We start from the raw sequence: 20,367 nt of genomic DNA, 5'->3' as shown, positions 1-20,367 counted from the left end.
GCTATCGCCTGGGTGTCAGGCGATAGCGGCGCGGGCCACGATCAGGCGCCGAAGGCGCCGTCGATGGTGTGCATGGCACCGGTGACGAAGCCGGCCTCGGGGCCGGACAGCCAGGCGACCATGCCGGCCACCTCGTCGGCGCTGCCGTGGCGCTTGATCGCCAGGAAGCTGTGCATCAGCTCCTTCATGGGGCCATCGGCCGGATTCATCTCGGTATCGATGGGGCCGGGTTGCACCACGTTGACGGTGATGCCGCGCGGGCCGAAGTCCCGCGCCAGACCACGGGCGAGCCCCTGCAGGGCGGACTTGCTCATGGCATAGGCGGCCAGGCCGGGCAACGGCATGCGATCGCCATTCACCGAGCCGATGACGATGATCCGCCCGCCTGACGGCATCTGCCGCGCCGCCTCGACCGCCGCGTGATAGGGCGCCTGGACGTTGATGCGCAGCAGGCGATCGACGGCGTCCGGCTCCTGTTCCAGGGCATCGCCGAACAGCGCCACGCCGGAATTCACCACCAGCACGTCCAGCGGACCACAGGCGCGCACCCGGGCGATCACCGCGTCGCGGTCGGCGCTGTCGGTCAGCTCGGCGGTGCTCCCGGTCTCCGCGGCGAGGGCCTGGGCGGCGTCAGCGGAACTGGCATAGGTAAAGGTCACCCGGGCGCCTTCGGCGGCGAAGCGCCGCACGATGGCGGCACCTATGCCGCGACTGCCGCCCAGCACCAAGATCTTCTTGCCTGCGAAATTGCTCATGGATCTGCCTCCTGATTAATGTAGTGAGTGCTACAATAAGCCTCTCCCAGTCGCTGTCAAAGTATTTTTGTAATGAGCACTACAAATAAATCCGCGCCGCGTGGGCGGCCCCGCCGTTTCGATCCGGACGAGGCCATCGTCCAGGCCCAGCGCCTGTTCCATGAAAGGGGCTACGACGGGGTGAGCGTCGCCGACCTGACCCAGGCGCTCGGGATCAGGCCGCCTAGCTTCTATGCGGCCTTCGGCAGCAAGCTCGAGCTCTACCAGCGGGTGCTCGATCGCTACATTGCGACGGGCGCCGTGCTGCTGCAGCACATCCTGGAGGCCGAGCTATCCCTGGCGGAGGTCCTGACCCAGGTGCTGGAAGAGGTGGCGCGCAGCTATACCGTCGATCCCCGCGCGGCCGGCTGCCTGGTGCTGGAGGGCACCCATTCCGACGATCCCCAGGCCCGCGCGGCGGCCGACCGTTACCACCAGGCGGCCCAGGCGCTCATCCGCACCCGGGTCGCCGCCTGCAAGCCGGAACGGGCGCAGGAGCTGACCGACTTCGTCATCACCACCATGGCCGGGCTCTCCGCCAGTGCCCGCCATGGGCAGAGTCCGGAACGGCTGCTGGCCAGCGCGCGCCTGGCGGGCCTGGCGCTGGCCCAGGCGCTTGCCGAGGACCGCTGAACCCCAGCCTGGCGCCCGGGTGGCGCAGCAGGGGCGCTCGCCGAATGGGCAGCCGCCAGGAACACACCCGGCGAACCGAGAGGGCGCCACGGGTACGCTGCGACCTTTCGCCTGACCGGCTTGTGCCCTGCCCAGGCTGACCGCGAGGCGCCGCTGGAGTAAGGTGGCGGCCTTCATCGCATCTTCGAGAGAGTCTGTCCCATGTCGCTGGAAATCGTCGACCATCCCGCCCTGGAAGTGACCGGTCTGCTGTTCGAGCCTGGCCAGGGCGAAGACATCGCCGCCCTCTGGCGGCGCTTCGCCGACCGCGCCGGGGAAATCACCGGCCGCGAAGGCGACGCCGAATGGTATGGCCTGAGCTGGCGTCAGGCCGGCGCCATGCACTATCTGGCTGCAGTGGCCACCGCGCCGGGCGCGCCCCTGCCCGCCGGCATGGTGCGCCAGGAACTGCCGGAAGGCCGCTATGCCCGCTACGTGCACCTAGGCACCGCGCCCAGCGTGGCCAAGAGCCTCGGCCGACTGTTCGCCGAGCTGCTGCCGGCGCGCGGCCTGCAACCTCGCCCGGGCGCCTGCTTCGAGCACTACACCGAGGCCTTCACCGGGGTGGATGCCCAGGATTCACAGATCTACATCTACGTGCCGGTGTTCTAGCAAGGCGACCTTCGGGCGGAGCGGCGCGACGGACAGGACGTTCGTCAGCTGCGGCTTGCCTCCCGGCATAACCCTTTCCAAGCTGGGGGTATCGTCCGCAACTCCAGGTGCCCGATGTCCCTGCCCGAGCTCCAGTCCTTTATCGCCCGGCACGAGCGGATCTTCCTGCTCACCGGTGCCGGTTGCAGCACCGATTCCGGCATTCCCGACTACCGCGACCGCGACGGCGCCTGGAAGCGCCCGCAACCGGTCACCCTGCAGGCCTTCGTCGGCGACGAACTCTTGCGCCGCCGCTACTGGGCACGCAGCCTGATCGGCTGGCCGCGCTTCTGCCAGGCGCGGCCCAACGCCACCCATCAGGCCCTGGCGGCCCTGGAGCGGCGTGGCCAGGTGGAGATGCTGCTGACCCAGAACGTCGATCGGCTGCACCAGGCCGCCGGCAGCGAGGCGGTGATCGACCTGCACGGCCGCCTCGATCAGATCCGCTGCCTGGGTTGCGAGCTGCGCCTGCCGCGCCAGGAATTCCAGCAGTGGCTGGGCGAACTCAATGGCGACTGGCTAGCGCTGGACGCGGCTACCGCGCCGGATGGCGATGCCGATCTGGAAGGCGTGGACTTCATGAGTTTCCGGGTGCCCGACTGCCCGCGCTGCGGCGCCCTGCTCAAGCCGGACGTGGTGTTCTTTGGCGAACACGTGCCCGGCGCGCGGGTGGAGCGCGCCTTCGCCCACCTGGGCCGCGCCGATGCGCTGCTGGTGGTGGGCTCGTCGCTGATGGTCTATTCGGGCTTTCGCTTCGCCCAGGCCGCGGCCCGCGCCGGCTTGCCCATCGCCGCCCTGGGCTATGGGCGGACCCGCGCGGACGACCTGCTGGCGCTCAAGGTGGAAGCCTCCTGCGCCCAGGCACTGGCCTTTCTGCTGGAGTATCCCGGGGCAACGCCGACGCTTACGCCGGTACTTGCCGAGGCCGTGGCGCCCTTCCCAGGTGCATCAGCGGACGCTCGATCCAGCGGTAGCTGAGCATCGACAGCAGGCAGGCGAGCACCAGCACCGGCGGCAGCAGCGCCATGAAGCCGAGCGTGCCCAGGGTCTCGACCGAGCCCAGGTTGAGCAGGGTGAAGAGTCCGTAGAGTAGCAGGCCGTGGGTGAGATAGAGGCTGTAGCTGATCTCGCCCAGCACCTTGAGGCCGCGACTGCGCAGCAGGCCGAAGAGGTCGTTGCCGGCGGCCATGGCGGCGAAGGGCAACGCCAGCGCCAGCATCTGCCTGAGGTTGTAGTCCGGCTGGGTCATGGCGTAAGCCACCAGCGCCAGCGACAGTGCTGCCACCAGGGGCGTGCGCAGGCGTGCCAGCAGCGCCGGCCGATGGACCTTGACGAACACCGGCAGGAAACCCAGCAGGAACAGCAGGCCGAAGCGCGCGCCCAGCACGTGATAGTGATAACCGGCGGCGACCAGGCCACCCACCAGCAGCGCCGAGACCAGCAGCGGCAGGCCGAAGCCACGGCGATTGAACAGCGCGGCGATAAGCGGCAGGGCCAGATAGAACAGCGCCTCGTAGCGCAGCGTCCAGTGGGCGCCGGCGGTCATCCAGCCGCTCTCTTCCAGGCCGTTGAGACTGAAGCCGGAAAACAGCTCCCAGCTGAGCAGTTCGAGCATGAAGTGCTGGCCGTCGGCGATGACGAAGTGGGTGCGGATCAGGGTGAAGAGCACCACCACGGCCACCACGCAGAGATACAGCGGCATCACCCGCAACACCCGCGAACGGAGCAGCTCGCCCCAGTCCGGCGTGCGCCGATAGACCTTCCCGAAGAACAGGTAGCCGGTGATCATGAAGAACAGCGAGACCGGCACCACGCCCATGTTGTAGAGCAGGTTGCTGTCGGGTTCGCGCCACTGGCCCTCGGCCTTGAGGTGATAGGTCAGCACGAAATGCAGGCAGACCACGGCGGTGGCGAGGATGCCGCGCAGGGCATCCAGCGGCGAGGAGCGTGCCAGGGTCTCCTCGGTGAGCAGCGGGCTGCGGCGCAGGGCAAAAGCCAACAGCACCAGGGTGCCCAGGTAGAGGGCGATGGGGAGAGCGACGTCAGTCATATCCGTGACCTTCTTGACAGGAACCGGCAAAGACCCGCCCCCAGACCACCGGAGCGGTCGCCGGAGCGAGCGAGAGAAAAGCGCGACAGCCGGGCACGCTACCGCGCGGTACGCGACCGAGGGCAGAGGGACCGGATAGAAAGGAGAACAGCGACGAGCGGAAGGATCCGCTGCCTCAGCAAAGCGCGAGAACGCCCATCAGACAAGTCTTGTTACAGGCGTTCCCTTGGGTTCGACGTTTCGCTGGTCTTCACCCGCTGCTCTGGCATGCAACTTCACGGCTGCATGCCGTTCGTCGGCATCCGCGATCAAGCGCAGGCGATCCGATCCCGACACAGGCCAACGCTGCCTTTTCAGCCGCACTCGCTGCCGAAAAGGCAGCATTGGCCACCTGGGTAGCTCTTGCGTCCAGGCTTATCTCAGGGCGCCAGTGCCCGCGCCACCACCGGGTAGTGATCCCATACCTGGCCGTCCGCCAGGGAGCGCAGCAGCTTGACGTATTCGGCATGGGACCAGGCCAGCGGCGTCGCCGAATCGGTGCCCTGCCCCTGGGTGTAGCCGTGGCGCCGGTTGTCACCTACGCCGTCCCAGACCTGCTCGGGCAGCATCAGGCCGGCGTTGGCGAACAGTTCCAGGCCACGAACGTAGGTGTCACGCAGCTTGCCCAGCGCTGCCGCATCCGGCTTGCCCTGCAGGACCAGACGCGCCAGCTCGTAATGGCCGCGTTCGCCGGTGAAGATCGGCCAGACCCGGCCGCGCAGTCCGGAGTTGGGTACCGGCTGCTCGGTGGCGGGGAAATTGATGCCGGAGCTTTCGCTCTCGCCATAGCCATCGTTGCCGTAGCGCCGCCAGCCGGGGAACGTGCCGCTGACGCCGGGGTACTGGAAGCTGTACTTGACCCGCAGATTCTCCGGCAGGCCTTCGTCGTCCAGCACCGCCAGGCTCTTCTGTACCAAGGGATCGCTCGCTGGCCGCACGCCGTAGCGCACCAGTTCGAGGAAGCCGGCGTCGAGCACCTGGTCCTCCGGCAGGCCCGGGCGGCTGTTGTTGTCCACCAGTTTGCCCTTGTCGTTGGGATCGTCGTTCTGGGTGATGCGCAGGTAGTAGTTGCCGGCGCCCAGGCTGCCCTGGGTGGTGGCCATGGTCTTTTCCACCTGGCCGGAATAGCGCCGGGCGGTCTCGCGGTAACGGCTGGCATTGGCCTCGTCGCCGGCATGGCGCGCCAGTTCGCTGGCGGTGGCGAGACCGGCGATCACCGCCGCGGTGGTGGACGGCGAATAGCCCCACTGCTCTTCCCAGCGCTCCTGCTGGGTCTGCGGCGGTTTGACCTGCCAGGTGTTCCAGCCCAGGTTGACCTGGCTGTCGCGGGCGAGGAAGTCCGCCGCGGGCCTGAGCATGTCGCGGTACCAGCGATCGATCTCGGCGTCGCCCAGCAGGCCGCCCTGCCAGAGGCGATAGCCGAGCATGATCGGCATGGCGGTCTGGTCCAGTTGCACGCCCACCCACTCGATGGTGCCGTCGACGTGGGTCTTCTGCAGGAACCAGCCGGTGGCGCCCGGCGCCCGCACCTCGTCGCCCTGCTTCTGCTGGTGGATGAAGGCGGAGCTGTCGGCCGGCTTGTGCGCGGTATTGGCATCCACCTGCACCTGCTTGAGGTAGCTGAAGGCGACCTTGGGCGTCTGCCGGTCACCCAGTGCCAGCAGCGCCATGGCGCACTGGTAGAAGTCCCGCGGCCAGACCGCCTTGTAGCCGGTGGTGCCCTTGCCAGCCGGCACCGTTTCACCCCAGGGATTGGACAGTGAGGCGATCAGGGCGCCGGCGTGGGTCTTGTCCTCCTGGGCCTTGAGCACCAGGGCGCTGGCGTTGACCAGCTTGCCGCCGTCGCCGGCCTGGGCCTGCAGACGCGGCAGCTGGTCGAGGCCGGCCACGTAGTCCTGCCAGCCGATGGCGTCGCCCTCGCCGTTGTAGTGGGCCAGCACCTTTTGATAACCGCGGGCCAGGGTGGCATCCGCCGCCGCCTCGGCCTGGCGCGGATTGGCGCCGAAGCCCACCACCACGTCCAGGGTGGTCTCGGCGCTCTTGAGCGGCAGCCTGGCCAGCATGGCGACGTTGCCGGCCTGGTCGCCGGTGCTGCTGTAGGTCTGGGTCAGCTTGCCGTTGCGGCGCAGGTCGTCGAGGCCGTCGGAGCTGCCGACGAAGCCCACGGTGGGCGTCTGCAGCGGCTGGCTGGCCTTTACCACCAGGGCGTGCTCGCCTTCGCTGGCGTAGAGCACCCCACCCTTCACCGCGGCGCGGTCGTGGCTGCCACTGTTGGCCAGCGCCGGATCGACATAGAGATAGGGCTGGATGCGCGGGTCCTGGCTGCGAAAGATGACGCGCATGACCAGGGTGTCCTGGTCCGGGTCGGTGAAGATGTGCTTCTCGATCTCGTAGCGGCCCTGGCGGTCGCGGTTGACGATCTTGTAGGCCAGGGAGGTGGGCCGGCCGGCGGCATCGGTGGCCAGGTATTCGATGCGGCTGTCGGTGTCGTCGCGCTCCAGGTGGGTGAAGTCGGGTCCGCGGATCACCAGTTGCATCTCGCGCAGTTGCGCCTCGTGGATGAGCCCCTGCATGGTCTCGGTGACCACCCCCTGGGCCAGGGAGAACCACACCCGCGAGACGCGGCCGGTGCTGGCCTGGTCGCTGTAGGCGCCGTCGCGATAGGCCTCGTAGCTGGTGCCAATGCCGGTCTTGCCGGAATAGGACCAGAAGGGTGCGGCGCCGGGGGCACCGGGGGCTTCCAGGGCGGACGCCAGGGGCGTCAGGAGAAAACTGGCGGAACAGAGCAGCGGACGGACGAAGCGGACGGGCATGGGCAGGCGGGCCTTGTTCTGGTTGTGCCGAAAGTCGCATGGCAGAGGGCCTGACGGCCCTCCCCGCTCGTAAGCCTAGTCGGATTTTGGCGGGCTGCTGCCTAGCCTTCGTCGCGCGCCGGTGGCCGGGCCTGCGGCAGGTACCCGGCCAGGGGCGAATCCGGCGCCAGCAGCGAGGTGCGGATGAAGTGCAGGTAGCTGGCGATGCGCCGCAGCGGCGAGCGATCGAAGTCGCCCGGATTGGGCTCCAGGTGGCGCTGGGCCTGGTGCGCCAGGGTGATGGCGTGGTCCACGGCGGTCAGGGCGCGGGCCAGGTTGACGGCATCGGGCTGGTGGAACAGTCGCACCAGCGCCCGACCCAGGGCGCGGATCGCCAGGCGCCAGGCGCGCTGTTCGCGATACCAGGGCAAGGGCGGCAGCGCGGCCTGCTCCAGGCGCAACTCGATGATGGCGTGGCCCAGCTCCAGACTGAGGAAGGTCCAGCGCAGCAGCCGCCGCTGCACCACCGGCTGGCCCACGGTAAGCACCTGCACCTGGTTGAGCAGATCGCGCAGGCCGGAATCGAAGCGGCCACTCAGGCCGCCCAGGGGCGCGCCTATGGCGTGGACCAGGCGCTCGCGCAGGGCAGCCTCCAGCCGGCTCCAGACCCAGGGCTGGCTGGGCGGCAGCAGGACGCTGACGGCCACCACCGCCACGCCGCAGGCCACCAGATAGGCCAGGTAGGTGTTGCAGAAGAGGTCGGCGTCGTAGCGGGGCAGATTGCCCGGCAGCGCCGCCGAGCAGAACCAGACCATCAGCCCGGTGCCATAGCCGGCCAGGCGTGGCCGGGTGATCAGCCAGGCGCCGGCGGCGAACACCGGCGCCAGCACCAGCAGCAACAGGGCGAAGCCGTCGATCCAGGGCAGCACCTGGAATTGCAGCAGGCCACCGGCCAGGGCCCCGACCAGGGTGCCACCGGCCAGTTGCAGGCAATAGCGGCGCGGATCGGCCGAGGTGGAGGCCAGCGCCGAGATCAGCGCCGCCGCCAGGGTGCAGGCCGCGCCGCTCGGCCAGGCGGTTGCGATCCAGAACAGGCCCACGCCCAGCACCACCAGGGCGCTGCGCAGCCCGGCCATCCAGGCCACCGCGCGACTGGCCAGCGGCGTGAAGGTCTCGCGGGGAGCGGATGGCGTACCCGCCGGCGCCTCAAGTGCCAGCTGGGCGCCAAGCAGCAGGTGCAGATCTTCGGCGAAGCGATAGAGCAGTTCGGCGGCGGTGTCGTAGTCGAGGCGATCGACTGCGGCGCCAGGCGCTGTCTGGCCCAGTTGCTGGCGACCGTCGCGGATCGCCGCCATCAGCACCGCGCGCTCCCCGGCCAGGCGCTCGCTCAGGCGGCGCAGGTCACGCTCTTCCGGCAAGCGACCCAGCAGGGGGGCCAGGGCGGCAGCGATCAGCCCCAGGGCGGGCGCCAGCGCCTGGCGCACCGCCGGGGGCCGATCGCTCAGGCGGTCTAGCAGTTGATGGAGGGCATGGAAGCGGGTATTGAGCAGCATGAGGCGATTGCCCAGGGCGGCCAGGCGTCCGCTGCGTCGGCGCAGATAGGGCTCTTCGAAGACGCTGGCGCTGCGCAGGCTTTCGAAGCCCACGGAGTCGGCGGCGAAACGCGCACTGAGCCCGGCGAAGCGTTCGCCGTCGAGCTGGCCCAGCAGACCGTCATGGGCCATCGCCAGGAAATCGCGCAGGCGCTGGGCCAGGGTGCGGCGCAGGACGCCGCGGGTGGTCTGCGGCAGGATCGCCACGCTCACGACCCCGGCGCAGCAGATGCCCAGGGCGATCTCCAGCAGACGCCAGATCGCCTGGAGAAAGGCGCCCTGGGGCTGGGCCACCGCCGGCAGCCCGACCAGGCAGGCGGTATAGCCGGCCAGCAGGAAGGCATAGCTGCGAAAGTCGCGATAGCGCGCCGCGCCGCGGGTGCAATAGCCGATCCACAGCACCAGGGCACCGAGCAGCAGCACTCGCTCCTGGGCGAACAGGGCGATGGCGGCCACGGTAAAGGTCAGGCCGGCCAGGCTGCCGAGGATGCGATAGAAACTCTTGGCCAGCACCTGGCCACTCTGCGGCTGCAGGACGATGAAGACAGTGACCAGCACCGTGCTCGGTTGCGGCAGCTCCAGGCGATAGGCCAGCCACAGCGCCAGGGCCGCGGCCAGCAGCGCCTTGGCGATGAAGGCCCAGGTCTGGCCATCGGTACGCGCCCATTCGCGAGCGGCACGGCGCCAGGCGTTGCGGCTCGGCCAGCGGGTACGGGGGAAAGCAGCGGCGGGCCGTGCGAGCGGCGGTGAGGCGAGAGGCATGCTGGGCAACGACGAAAGCGATCGGAAGGGGCGAGACGCAGCGTCCCGGTGGCCATTCTAGAAAGCCCCGCCCGCCCGGATTAAGCCGGGTATGGCAGCAAAGAGCCTTAACCAACGGGCGGGTAATGGCCCACAATGGCCCTTTCCACCGCCCTGCCCCGTCCATGGATCATCTCTTCAATCTGCGCGCCTTCGCCTGCGTGGCCCAGACCGGCAGCTTCACCGCCGCCGCGCGCCAGCTGGAACTCACCACCGCCTATGTATCCAGGGCGGTCAGCCAGCTGGAGCAGCACCTGCAGACCCGGCTGCTGCACCGCACCACCCGCCAGCTGCGTCTGACCGAAGCCGGCGAACGCTACCTGGTCCGCTGCCAGCGCATCCTCGCCGACCTCGACGAAGCCGATGCCGAGGCCCGTCACGCCCTGGCCGTGCCGCGTGGCCGGCTGCGCATCCACACCATGACCGGCCTCGGCCAGCACTACCTGATCCAGAGCCTGGCCGGCTACGGCGAGCGCTATCCCGAGGTCGACCTGGATCTGCAACTGACCAACACCTTCACCGACATCCTCAAGGAAGGCTACGACCTGTCGCTGATCCTGGCCGACGGTCTGCCGGACTCGGCCTTCCATTCGGCGCATCTGGGCAGCACCCACAGCGTGCTCTGCGCGGCGCCCGCCTACCTGGAGCGCCAGGGCCGGCCGACCACCCCGGCGGAGCTGGTCGGGCATCGCTGCCTGCGGCTGGTCAATCGCGCCATGGCGCCGGATCGCTGGTTGCTGGAAGGACCGGAAGGCATAGCCGAGGTGGCGGTGGATCGACCGCCCTTCCAGGTCAACACCGCCGATGCCCTGGCCGAAGCCGTGGCCAGCGGCCTGGGCATCGGCGCCCTGCCGCTGTACGCCGCGGTCGCCGGCCTGGCCAGTGGCCGCCTGCAGCGCGTGCTGCCGGGGCACCGGCTCTATGCCCTGGACATCCATGCGCTCTATCCGTCGCGGCGCTTTCTCGACGCCAAGATCCGCACCCTGGTAGACCACCTGCGCGAGACCCTGCCGGCCCTGCTGGAACGCGATCGGCTGCTGGTGGAAGGGAGCTGACGCCTTAAGGCCGTTGCTCGGGCAACATCCGCTCCAGGGTGCCATCGCGGCGGATCGCCACATGCCAGACCACCGCCGCCACATGCAGGATCACCAGACCATAGACGGCGAACTGGCCAGCCACATGGATGCGATTGGCGAGGATGCCGAGGGCCTCATGCCGGGGAAAACCCGGCAGGGAAAACAGCCCGAACACCGGTACCGACTGGCCCTGGCCGGCCATCAGGTAGCCGGTCACCGGCATCAGCAGCAGCACGGCATAGAGCAGGCCGTGATTGAGCCCGGCGAGCAGCCGCAGCAGACGACCGTCACGGGGATGGGCCGGCGGCGCCGGATGCCGCCAGCGCCAGGTCAGCCGGATCAGGATCAGCAGGAACACCGAGATCCCGGTGGATTCGTGCAGCAGATACCAGAGGGTGCGCACCGGTCCGGGCGGAAAGTTTTCCGCCACCCAGACGAAGGGCAGCAGCAGGCACAGCAGGGCGACGGTCAGCCAGTGCAGGGCCTGGGCGAAGCCGGTGTAGCGGGCGATGGCCATGGGCGGCTCTTCGTAGCAGAGGTATGCCGATAGTGCCCCAGGCAGAGGGCGAAAATCGCCTTGCCTGAGGATAAGCCGTGACCGTCCGTCAGAGATGGATCAGGGCAGCCAGCGCCAGCACCAGCGCTGGGATCATCACCACCGCGCCCAGCCTGAGGAATTGCCAGAAGCTCACCGACAGCCCTTCACGGCGCAGCGCGGCCAGCCACAGCAGGGTCGCCAGGGAGCCGGTGATGGATAGGTTCGGCCCGAGGTCGATGCCGATCAGCACGGCGCCGGCGATCTTTTCCGAGACATGGGCGGTCTGCACCGCCGCCCCGGCCAACAGACCGGCCGGCAGGTTATTGACCAGGTTGCTGCCAAAGGCCACCAGCAGCCCGGCGCCCCAGGCGGCGCGCTCCGGCGTCGCCTGGGCGGCGGCCTGCAGCTGATTGGCCAGCGCCTGCAGCACCCCGGTGGTCTCCAGGGCTTCCACCAGCACGAACAGCCCGGCCACCAGCGGCAGGACGCCCCAGGAAATGTGCTTGAGCAACTCCAGGCCGCCGCCACGCTTGCAGGCCACCACCACCAGGAAGGTGGCGAAGCCGGCGAGAAAGGTCGGCAGACCCAGCTCCAGATCCAGCGCCGAGGCGCCGAGCAAGACCAGGATGGTCAGGATCAGACCGCAGCCGGCGATGCGTCCGGTGGTGGGCAGCGCCTCCACCGCGCCCCCCTCGGACAACCGTTCGGCACGCAGGACCTTGGCCTGGGTCGCCCAGAGGGTGAGGAAGGTCGCGGCGATGGCCAGGAGCGACGGCACCGTGAACAGCGCCAGCCAACGGCTCAGCTCCGGCATGTGCTCGGCGAAGACCACCAGGTTGGCCGGGTTGGAGATCGGCAGCACGAAGCTCGCCGCGTTGGCGATGAAGGCGCAGGAGAACAGATAGGGCAGCGGATTCTTCACCTTCGCCGCGCGGGTGGCGTAGTAGACCGCCGGGGTCAGCACCACGGCGCAGGCGTCGTTGGAAAGGAACACCGTGACCAGGATGCCGACGCCATAGACCAGCGCGAACAGCCGCAGCGCCGACCCCTTGGCCGCGCGCACCGCGTGGCCGGCGACCCAGTCGAACAGCCCTTCCTTACGAGCGATCTCGGCCAGCAGCATCATGCCGATGAGGAACAGATAGACGTCGGTGCCCTTGGCGACGCCATGCCAGACGCCGTCCAGCGGCAACAGGCCGAACAGCGCCAGCAGCGCGGCACCGGCGACGGCGAACAGCGCCTCCGGCAGACCGAAGGGCCGCGAGACCACCCCGAGGGTGGCCAGGGCGGCGATGACCCACGTCAGGACGTGGGGAGTGGTGATGATGGACCCCATGAAAGCGCTGTTCCTTCTAGTCGATTCGCGAAACCGGCCTGGCCGACCTCACCATTTGCGGCCATTGCGATTGGGCCCCAGCTGGGTCCCCAGGACGCCCCTGGCCCGCCATTCACCGAGTTGGGTGCGATCCGAACCCCAGTCGGCGGGCGCGGCGACGGGGCAGAGATGACCGCTCAGCTCCACCTCGTCACGGTCTTCGCCGCCCTGCGCATCCCGGACCCGGACCTGCAACCGGCGGACGCCCTCCGGCACGGGTCGGTCGCCCTGATAGCGGCCCTTGCCGAGCGGCTGCAGCGGCCACCAGGGACCGTCGTCGCACTGCCACTCGCAGGCCGTGAGGTCGCTCTCGGCCAGCACCAGCACCCGGCACTCGCGGACCTCGGCCACGCCGGCGCCGTTGAGGCGGGCATCACCGGGCGCGGTGATCTGCACCCAGGGCCAGCCGTCGGCCAATTCGCGAAAGCGCCAGCTCACCGCCGGACCGTCCAAGGTGACCAGCGCGAATCCTACACCGCCCTCCTCGATCTGGCCGGTGGATCTGCAGGCGGCATAGAGCACGCCGCCGTCGTGGGCCAGTTCGTTGTAGTGGGTATGACCGATCTCCACCAGGCGCACCGGGCCTTCGTGCAGCAGCCGCGCCACCCGCTCGGCCTCGCCGGGCCCCTGCAGATCCGCCGGATAGCTGTGCATGAAGACCACGCAGCGTTGCGCCCGCCGGGTCGCCTCGTGCAACTGCTGCTCAAGCCATTGCACCTGCTCGCGGCCAAGGCGGAAATCCGGCCCGCCCGTGCCCGGTCCGCACATGTCCAGGAACAGGCAACGCACGCCGCCCACCTCCCTGGCGTAGGGCAGTCGGGGCACCTGCAACTCGGCGTAGAAGGGCCCGAGATCGCCGCCCTCCATGTCGTGATCGCCGGTGATCACCGTTACCGGCAGCGGAAAGTCGTCCAGCAACCGCCTGAGCAACAGATACTGCTCCGCGGTGCCGTTGTCGGCGTTGTCCCCGGGCAGATAGACGAAATCCAGTTCGCTGCGCCCGCGCAGGCGCTGCAGGAGGGTCTGCAGGTCCCGGGCATTGTCCGCCTCGGCGGTGGTCAGGTGCAGATCGCCGAGGTGGGCGAAGGCAAGGAACTCATCCTGGCGCGTCATTTCAGCCTCCCACCACCGAACCGCTCGACCGCGCCGCGTCCCCGGCGACGTGCTCGTCGCGGGTCTCCGGCATCAGCAGCAGATAGAGCACGAAGCCCACCGCGGCGATGGCCGCCAGGGTGGTGAAGGCCGCCGCGTAGCCGAAGCGGACGATGATGATCCCGGCGATGGTGGCACTGATCGCCGCGCCCAGCCCCTGGGCGGTGGCGATGGCGCCCTGGCTGACGTTGAAGCGCCCGCTGCCGCGGGTCAGGTCGGCGACGATCACCGGCATCAGGGCGCCATAGACCCCGGCGCCAATGCCGTCGAGCAGCTGCACCGCCACCAGGTAGTAGGGGCTGTCGGAAAAGGTGTAGAGCACGCCGCGGATCGCCAGCACGGCGAAGGCAAAGAGAAAGATCGGCTTGCGCCCGAAGACGTCGGCCTTGCGCCCCACCAGGATGGCCACCGGCACCATTACGCACTGGGCGGCGACGATGCAGACGGCCACCAGCGAGGTGGCGCTGTCCTTGCCGACGATATGGGTCAGCTGCTGGCCGACAGAGGTCAGCATGGCGGCATTGGCCAGGTGGAAGATCGCGGCCAGCAGCGCCAGCAGTTGCAACTTGCGATTGGCCAGCAGCGCCTGCCAGGCCGACACCGGCTGGGCGTCGCGGGCACCGACTTCGTCACCCAGCCCCTGGGCCAGGTCATCGTCGATCTCGTCCTGGGGCACCCGGACGATGGCGACAATGGAGGCCGCCGCCAGCAGCGCCATCAGCCAGAACACCACGGTAGGGCCGAAGAAATAGGCCAGGCCACCGGCCAGCGCTGCCGAGACGGCGTTGCCGGCGTGGTTGAAGCCTTCGTTGCGGCCGATGTGCCGGGTGAAGGCCTTGGGCCCGACGATACCCAGGGTGATGGCCGCCAGCGCCGGGGCGAAGATGGCCGCCGCGGCATGGGCCAGCGACTGGGTGGCCGCCACTACGTAGAAGTTGGAGACGAAGGGCAGCAGCACGCTGCAGACGGTCACCACCAGGGCGGCGACGCCGACCATGAGGCGCTTGTGGCGGGTGCGGTCGATCAGGGCGCCGGCCGGGGTCTGGGCGATCAGCCCGGCGATGCCGGCCAGGGTCATGATGAAACCGGCGGTGGCCTCGTTCCAGCCCTCCCCCGGACCGCGCACGGCGATCAGGTAGATGGCGAGATAGGGCCCCAGGCCGTCGCGGACGTCGGCCAGGGTGAAGTTCAGGGCATCCAGGGCATGGCGCGCGCGGCGAGAGGGTTCGGCGCTGGCCCCGGCGGTCGGGGAACGAGTTTCGGACATGAGCGGGCATCCGTAGCGAGATATAGGTCGCGGGACGCAGGCCCCACGGCACCTCTCGCCCCGGCCCGCCAGCGACCCACGGCATGACCCGCTGGGCCCCAGCCAACCACCGCTGCCAGGGGAGATTGCAAAATGTGACCGGAGCGAAGCGGCGCTAGTGCCGTGCCCTCAGGAAAGAAATGCCTCTGGCGCGGGACTTTCCGCACGTTTCCCACCCTGGCGGCCCGACGCCTCTTGGATAACGCCGCCGGTCAGGCCACCCGTCGGCTTGGAAAGGCGTCGTCCTCGGGCTGGGCCAGGGCCACGGCGCTGCCCTCTTCGCTGCGCGGCCGCAGCATCGACAGCAGGTTGGCCTCGATGGTGGCGCACAGCTTGTCCATGGTGATCTGGTGCTGGCTGTCGGCGAAGGGCGCCTGCAGATCGCTGCCGATGCGCTCCAGCGCCAGCAGCATGAAGCCGACCACGGTCGACACCAGCGGGGTGAACCAGCCGAGGGTCGAGACCAGGCCCAGTGGCATGGCGATGCAGAACAGAAAGCTGAACAGCTGCGGAAAGCAGACATAGGGATAGGGCAAGGGGGTGTTGGCGATGCGCTCCATGCCGCCCTGCCAGTTGGACATGTCCACCAGGGTCTCTTCCAGCCGCGCCAGGCGGATGCTGTCCAGCCGGCCCTGGCGGTATTCGCTGGCGATCAGCTCGGCAGTGCCGGCGAGGATGTCGTTGGCGAAGTTGAGGCTGCCGTCGGCCAGCGCCAGTTCGTGGCGGGCCAGATAGGGCGCCGCGGCCTGGGCCGGGTCCTGGCGCTTGAGCTGGGCGCGCAGGGCATGCAGATAGCCCATGTGCCGACGCAGCAGCACGGCCTTGACCCGATTCTGCGCCCTGCCCTGGTCGTCGATCAGGGTCAGCACCTGGCGGCCGAAGCTGCGCGAGCTGTTGACCATGGCGCCCCACAGGGTCCGCGCCTCCCACCAGCGGGCATAGGCGCTGCTGTTGCGAAAGCTGATCAGCACCACCAGCGCCGAGCACAGCAGGGTCAGGGGCGTGAGCGGCAGATCGAAGCGCTCGTCGACGAACAGCATGGCGTCCACCGTCACCGCCACGTCCCACAGCAGCAGACCGAACAGCGACCAGCCGACATAGCTGAAGGTGGTGCGCAGGAACTGGATCTTCTTCTGGATGGAACGGAGCTGGATCGGACTGGACATCTGCGACTCCCGGCGGCGCGGTTTCTCGATTCGCGGTTGCCCTGGCCGTCCTGTCGTCACGCCGCGAGCCGCTGAGCCCGTCGCCGTGTCCCCCTCCCTGAGAATGCAACCTGTTCGCGAGACTAGTCGGCGGGCCTTAAGTCAAACTTAATCCGGAGCGACGGGCGGATCATGGCAAAGTGCCGTGTTAGAGCCTTCGGCACAGGCCTCGACGCCTCTACCAGAAGCCTTCCCGTCCACCTGACCACCGATCGGTCGTGCGCCCGCTCCGCTCGTCCGGGTTGGCGAAACTGTGAGCGATCCTGCAGCCGCTCCTGTAGTCGTGGCCCTGATGACTCCCATAGCCAGCAGTGCTTTTGGGACGGCCAACGCCCTCGTTGGCGCAGGTGCCGTGCCATAATCCGGGCACCTTCGCCGTCCTAGATGCCTGCATGCCCAGAATTGTGAAAGCGAGCCTCGTGCTGCTCGCGCTCTTGGCCCTCTACAGTCTGCTCGGATTCCTGGCCGGACCGCGCCTCGCCCTGCACTACCTCAACCAGACGCTGGCCGAGCGCCTCACCCAGCCGGCCAGCCTGCAAGCCCTGAGCTTCAACCCCTTCACCCTGCAGTTGCACGCCGAAAAGCTGCTGGTCGGTCCGGCGGAGCACCCCGTGGTGGCGGCCGAAGGTTTCTCGGCCGATGTGCAGTGGGACAGCCTCTGGCGACGGACCCTGCACCTGACCGAGGTGCGCCTCGACCAGCCCCAGGTCGATCTGCGCATCGCCAAGGGTGGCCAGGTCAATCTGGCCCAGCTCTGGCGCAGCGACCCCACCGCCACCGCCGCGCCGACCCCGGCGGATGCGGAGCCGGGCCAGCCCTTCCCGGTGCACATCGAGCGCATTGCCCTGGTCGGTGGCCGGCTGCATTTCCTCGATGCCCAGGGCGCCCAGCCGGTGGAGGCCACCTTCACCCCCCTGGATGCCACCCTGCAGGATTTCCGCACCCGTAGCGGCGACACCCCGGGCCAACTGGCCATGACCGCCACCACCGCCCAGGGCGGCCAGCTCACCTGGAAGGGCAGCCTGGATCTCCTGCCGCTGCGCAGCGAAGGCGACCTGACGCTCAAGGGCGTCAGCCTCGCGCCCTGGTGGCCCTATGTGCGCAACCAGTTGCCGCTGGCGCTGGGCAAGGGGCGCCTGGAAGCCAGCGCCCACTACCGCCTGGACCTGAGCAAGACCCTGCAACTGCAACTCAGTCAGGGCCGCCTGGCGCTGGACGACGTCGCCGTGCAGGCAGTGAATGCCGAACCCAAGGCCAGCTTCAAGCGCCTGGCCGCCGAGGGTATCGGTCTGGATCTGCAGAAGCGCGAAGTCAGCATCGCCCGCCTGCGCGGCAACGGCCTGGATGCCTGGGGCAATCGCGAGCAGGACGGTACGCTCGACTGGCAGCAGCTCTTCCCCACCAGCGATGCCCCCAGCAGTGGCCCGGCGTGGCGCGTGAAGCTCGACGACGCCCAGCTCAGCGACAACCAGCTGCACCTGGTGGACCGCGTGCCCCAGGAGCCGGCCAGTCTCTATTTCAGCGGCCTGGACCTGGCGGTGAAAGGCTTCGACACCGCCAGCAGCAAGCCCTTCGGCCTGGAGCTCAAGACCACCCTCGGTGATCGCGGCCGCATCACCGCCAGCGGCCAGCTGGCGCTGACGCCCCTGCAGGGCAGCTTCGACGTCGGCATCGACGAACTCAACCTGCGCCAGGCCCAGCCCTATCTCAGCCCCTATGTGCGCCTGGAGATCCGCAGCGGCCAGCTGGCCAGCCGGCTCAAGGTAGCCCTGGCCCCGGGCGAACCGCTGGGGCTCACCGTCAGCGGCGCGGCTCAGGTGACCCAGGTGCATGTGCTCGACACCCTGCACCAGCAGGATTTCATGCGCTGGCAGCGGCTGGACGTGCAGGGCATCGCCTTCGAACTGGGCAAGCGCCTGGTGATCGACCGGATTGACCTGGAAAAGCCCTATGGCACCCTGGTGATCAACGAAGACCTGAGCAACAACTTCAGCGCCCTGCTGGTCCCCCAGCCGAAAACCGCGTCGAAGGACAGCTCGCCACCGCTGCGGATCCGCATCGGCGGCGTGAGCATCAAGGACGGCAGCGCCGACTTCGCCGACAACAGCCTGAAGCCCGGTTTCGCCACCAATATCCAGTCGCTGGAAGGCGGCATCGGCACCCTGGACACCGCCGCCTCCAAGCCAGCCGACATCCACCTCGCCGGCAAGGTCGATCGCTTCGCCCCGGTGGAGATCAAGGGCCGCCTCGACCCTCTCGATCCCCTGCAGCAGCTGGATGTGACCGCCTACTTCCGTCAGGTCGAACTCACTACCCTGTCGCCCTACACCGGCAAGTTCGCCGGCTATGCGGTGCGCAAGGGGCGCCTCGACCTGGACCTGCAATACCGCATCGACGACGGCAAGCTGCAGGCGCAGAACCACGTGGTGCTCGACCAGCTGGAACTGGGCGAGCGGGTGGACAGCAAGGACGCCGTGGACCTGCCGGTGCGCCTGGCGGTGGCCCTGCTCAAGGACAGCCACGGTCGCATCGACCTGCGCCTGCCGGTGGCGGGCAATCTCGCCGATCCCAACTTCAGCGTCATGCCGGTGGTCTGGCAGACCCTGCGCAATGTGCTCAGCCGCGCCGTCCAGGCGCCCTTCCGCATGCTGGCGGGACTGGTCGGCGGGCACGAGGCGGATCTCAGCGCCATCGACTTCGCCGCCGGCAGCACCACGCTTTCGGCCCAGGCCCGCGGCGAGCTGGACAAACTGGCCGCGGCCCTGCGCCAGCGTCCGCAGCTGACGGTGGAGGTCAGGGGCCATGCCGGCGCCGCCAGCGATGGCCGCGCCCTGGCCGCCAGCCAGCTGGAAAAGGACTTCCAGACCCAGTACTTCAACCTGCTGCAGCGTCGCGGCGACAAGGTCCCGGCCGATCCCAGCCAGTTGCAGGTGCCCGCCGCCATGCGCGCGCCTCTGCTGGAAGGCCTGTACCGCCTGCGACTGCAGGCGCAACCCCCGCAGGAATGGGATAGTCTTGACGATGCCACCCGCACGGCGCGCCTGCGCCAAGCGGTGCTCGAAGCCTGGAGCGGCAACGACGGCCTCCTGCGCAGCCTGGCCCAGCAGCGCGCGGGTGCCATCAAGACCTATCTGGTTGACACGGCGAAACTGGATGCCCAGCGGGTCTATCTGCTGGACGTCAGCACTCAAGCCCAATCCGGTGAATCGCCCACGGCCGCGCAGTTGCAGCTCGGGGTGCTCTGACCGGTCAGGAGACCCCCATGCGTTGCCTGCTCGCCGCCCTCACCCTGCTGGTCGCCACCGGCGCCGCCGCCGATTCCATGAGGTGCGGCAACGCCCTGGTCAGCCGGGGCGATCGCGCCTTCGAAGTGCTGCAGAAATGCGGCGAACCCGCCCACCGCGACCTGGTGGGCTACGAGTTGGGTCGCAACGAACGCCGCGAGGCGGTGATCGAGGAATGGGTCTACGGCCCGAAAAACGGCGCCAACTACATCCTCACCTTCGAAGCCAACCGCCTCACTCGCATCGAGTTCCAGCGCCAATGAATCTGCGCGCCCTGCCGTTGCTGCTCCTGCTCGCCACCGGCACCAGCCAGGCCGCGTCGCTGCGCTGCGGCAGTGCCCTGGTCTCCACCGGCTCCACCACCCACGAGGTTCGCGGCAAGTGCGGCGAGCCGCTGAGCGTCACGCCCCTGGGCGAACGCCAGGTCACCGACGGCTATGGCTATCGCCAGGTGGAATTCGTCGAGGAATGGGCCTACGGTCCCTGGAACGGCATGCTCTATTTCCTCACCTTCCGCGGCGGCCGCCTGGATCAGGTGGACAGCAAGAGAGCCAACTGAGGCCGCTGGCGGGCGGTGGACAAGGCGGCGCCGTTGGCCACCCTACAGCCCGTAGCCTGGACAACCGCGCAGCGTTTTCCACTGTCTCGACAAGGTCAACGTCGCTGCAATCCATACACCGCACGGAACCGCCCCCTCTCCCCCAGGGATAGGGCTGGGGTGAGGGAAGCGTCGTAGGTTGGGTTGAGCGCCAACCTACGGCGCGAGCATGGCTTTCGTAGGTTGGGTTGAGCGCCAGCGAAGCCCAACATTGCCCAAAATCCCAGCCCCGCTGTTGGGCTTCGCTACGCTCAGCGCCAACCTACGGCGCGGGGCACGGTTTTCGTAGGTTGGGTTGAGCGCCAGCAAAGCCGAACGTTGCCCAAGGTCCTGGCCCCGCTGTTGGGCTTCGCTACGCTCAGCACCAACCTACGGCGCGGGCATGGCTTTCGTAGGTTGGGTTGAGCGCCAGCGAAGCCCAACATTGCCCAGGGCCCAACCC

16 protein-coding genes are annotated in these 20,367 nt (G+C 68.7%); 7 read left to right on the top strand and 9 right to left on the bottom strand.

Going from position 1 to position 20,367, the window contains the following annotated elements; genetic code table 11:
- Positions 1 to 41 precede the first annotated feature (41 nt).
- A complete protein-coding gene (bdcA, locus tag QMX82_RS22650) occupies positions 42 to 755 on the bottom strand; it encodes an SDR family oxidoreductase (RefSeq protein ID WP_282287773.1) in 714 nt (237 codons plus the stop codon).
- A 72-nt stretch (positions 756 to 827) separates the two neighbouring features.
- Between bdcA and QMX82_RS22645 the strand changes: the two genes are divergently transcribed.
- The 3 genes from QMX82_RS22645 to QMX82_RS22635 all read left to right on the top strand — a co-directional run bounded on the left by QMX82_RS22645 (position 828) and on the right by QMX82_RS22635 (position 3,095).
- Positions 828 to 1,427, top strand: coding sequence for a TetR/AcrR family transcriptional regulator (locus QMX82_RS22645; protein ID WP_282287771.1), 600 nt, complete (start codon positions 828 to 830; stop codon positions 1,425 to 1,427).
- A gap of 201 nt (positions 1,428 to 1,628) precedes the next feature.
- Positions 1,629 to 2,078, top strand: coding sequence for a GyrI-like domain-containing protein (locus tag QMX82_RS22640; RefSeq protein WP_133862204.1), 450 nt, complete (start codon positions 1,629 to 1,631; stop codon positions 2,076 to 2,078).
- A gap of 114 nt (positions 2,079 to 2,192) precedes the next feature.
- Positions 2,193 to 3,095 carry an NAD-dependent protein deacetylase gene (locus tag QMX82_RS22635; RefSeq protein ID WP_282287769.1) on the top strand — a complete coding sequence of 301 codons (903 nt, stop codon included), beginning with the start codon at positions 2,193 to 2,195 and terminating at the stop codon, positions 3,093 to 3,095.
- On the opposite strand, the gene QMX82_RS22630 is transcribed toward QMX82_RS22635, so the two are convergent.
- The 3 genes from QMX82_RS22630 to QMX82_RS22620 all read right to left on the bottom strand — a co-directional run bounded on the left by QMX82_RS22630 (position 3,022) and on the right by QMX82_RS22620 (position 9,352).
- On the bottom strand, positions 3,022 to 4,167 hold the full coding sequence (locus QMX82_RS22630) for an acyltransferase family protein (RefSeq protein ID WP_282287767.1): 1,146 nt from the start codon (positions 4,165 to 4,167) through the stop codon (positions 3,022 to 3,024). The genes QMX82_RS22635 and QMX82_RS22630 overlap by 74 nt on opposite strands.
- Positions 4,168 to 4,586: 419 nt before the next feature.
- Positions 4,587 to 7,019 (bottom strand): glucan 1,4-alpha-glucosidase, encoded by a 2,433-nt coding sequence (locus tag QMX82_RS22625; protein ID WP_282287765.1) that lies wholly within the window; start codon positions 7,017 to 7,019, stop codon positions 4,587 to 4,589.
- A gap of 101 nt (positions 7,020 to 7,120) precedes the next feature.
- Positions 7,121 to 9,352: an FUSC family protein gene (locus QMX82_RS22620; protein ID WP_282287763.1), complete on the bottom strand. Its 2,232-nt coding sequence runs from the start codon at positions 9,350 to 9,352 to the stop codon at positions 7,121 to 7,123.
- A gap of 164 nt (positions 9,353 to 9,516) precedes the next feature.
- Here QMX82_RS22620 and QMX82_RS22615 point away from each other — a divergent pair, with 164 nt between their 5' ends.
- On the top strand, positions 9,517 to 10,446 hold the full coding sequence (locus QMX82_RS22615) for a LysR family transcriptional regulator (protein WP_282287761.1): 930 nt from the start codon (positions 9,517 to 9,519) through the stop codon (positions 10,444 to 10,446).
- A 4-nt stretch (positions 10,447 to 10,450) separates the two neighbouring features.
- Here the strand turns inward: QMX82_RS22615 and QMX82_RS22610 are convergent, their stop codons facing one another.
- The 5 genes from QMX82_RS22610 to QMX82_RS22590 form a co-directional block, all read right to left on the bottom strand.
- A complete protein-coding gene (locus QMX82_RS22610) occupies positions 10,451 to 10,984 on the bottom strand; it encodes a cytochrome b (protein WP_208694036.1) in 534 nt (177 codons plus the stop codon).
- An 88-nt stretch (positions 10,985 to 11,072) separates the two neighbouring features.
- Positions 11,073 to 12,341: an arsenic transporter gene (locus QMX82_RS22605; RefSeq protein WP_282287760.1), complete on the bottom strand. Its 1,269-nt coding sequence runs from the start codon at positions 12,339 to 12,341 to the stop codon at positions 11,073 to 11,075.
- A 48-nt stretch (positions 12,342 to 12,389) separates the two neighbouring features.
- Complete coding sequence (locus QMX82_RS22600; protein WP_282287759.1) at positions 12,390 to 13,493, bottom strand: metallophosphoesterase family protein; 1,104 nt, start codon at positions 13,491 to 13,493, stop codon at positions 12,390 to 12,392.
- A gap of 1 nt (position 13,494) precedes the next feature.
- Positions 13,495 to 14,799, bottom strand: a complete 1,305-nt coding sequence (locus QMX82_RS22595) for an MFS transporter (protein ID WP_282287757.1) — start codon at positions 14,797 to 14,799, stop codon at positions 13,495 to 13,497.
- A gap of 251 nt (positions 14,800 to 15,050) precedes the next feature.
- A complete protein-coding gene (locus QMX82_RS22590) occupies positions 15,051 to 16,004 on the bottom strand; it encodes a bestrophin family protein (protein ID WP_282287755.1) in 954 nt (317 codons plus the stop codon).
- A 431-nt stretch (positions 16,005 to 16,435) separates the two neighbouring features.
- On the opposite strand from QMX82_RS22590, the gene QMX82_RS22585 reads away from it, so the two are divergent.
- From QMX82_RS22585 to QMX82_RS22575, 3 genes are read left to right on the top strand one after another with little or no spacing between them, the layout of a single operon-like run.
- Complete coding sequence (locus QMX82_RS22585) at positions 16,436 to 19,288, top strand: DUF748 domain-containing protein (RefSeq protein WP_442969410.1); 2,853 nt, start codon at positions 16,436 to 16,438, stop codon at positions 19,286 to 19,288.
- A gap of 17 nt (positions 19,289 to 19,305) precedes the next feature.
- The gene (locus QMX82_RS22580; RefSeq protein WP_133862215.1) at positions 19,306 to 19,590 is read left to right on the top strand and encodes a DUF2845 domain-containing protein; all 285 of its coding nucleotides are present in this window, start codon (positions 19,306 to 19,308) and stop codon (positions 19,588 to 19,590) included.
- Positions 19,587 to 19,886 carry a DUF2845 domain-containing protein gene (locus QMX82_RS22575; RefSeq protein WP_282287750.1) on the top strand — a complete coding sequence of 100 codons (300 nt, stop codon included), beginning with the start codon at positions 19,587 to 19,589 and terminating at the stop codon, positions 19,884 to 19,886. Before QMX82_RS22580 ends, QMX82_RS22575 begins: the two co-directional genes overlap by 4 nt.
- Positions 19,887 to 20,367 lie beyond the last annotated feature (481 nt).

The sequence above is a fragment of the Pseudomonas sp. PS02302 genome (assembly GCF_029959585.1).
Classification (GTDB): Bacteria; Pseudomonadota; Gammaproteobacteria; order Pseudomonadales; family Pseudomonadaceae; genus Chryseomonas; species Chryseomonas aestiva.
This window is presented reverse-complemented; position numbering and strand designations above follow the sequence as displayed.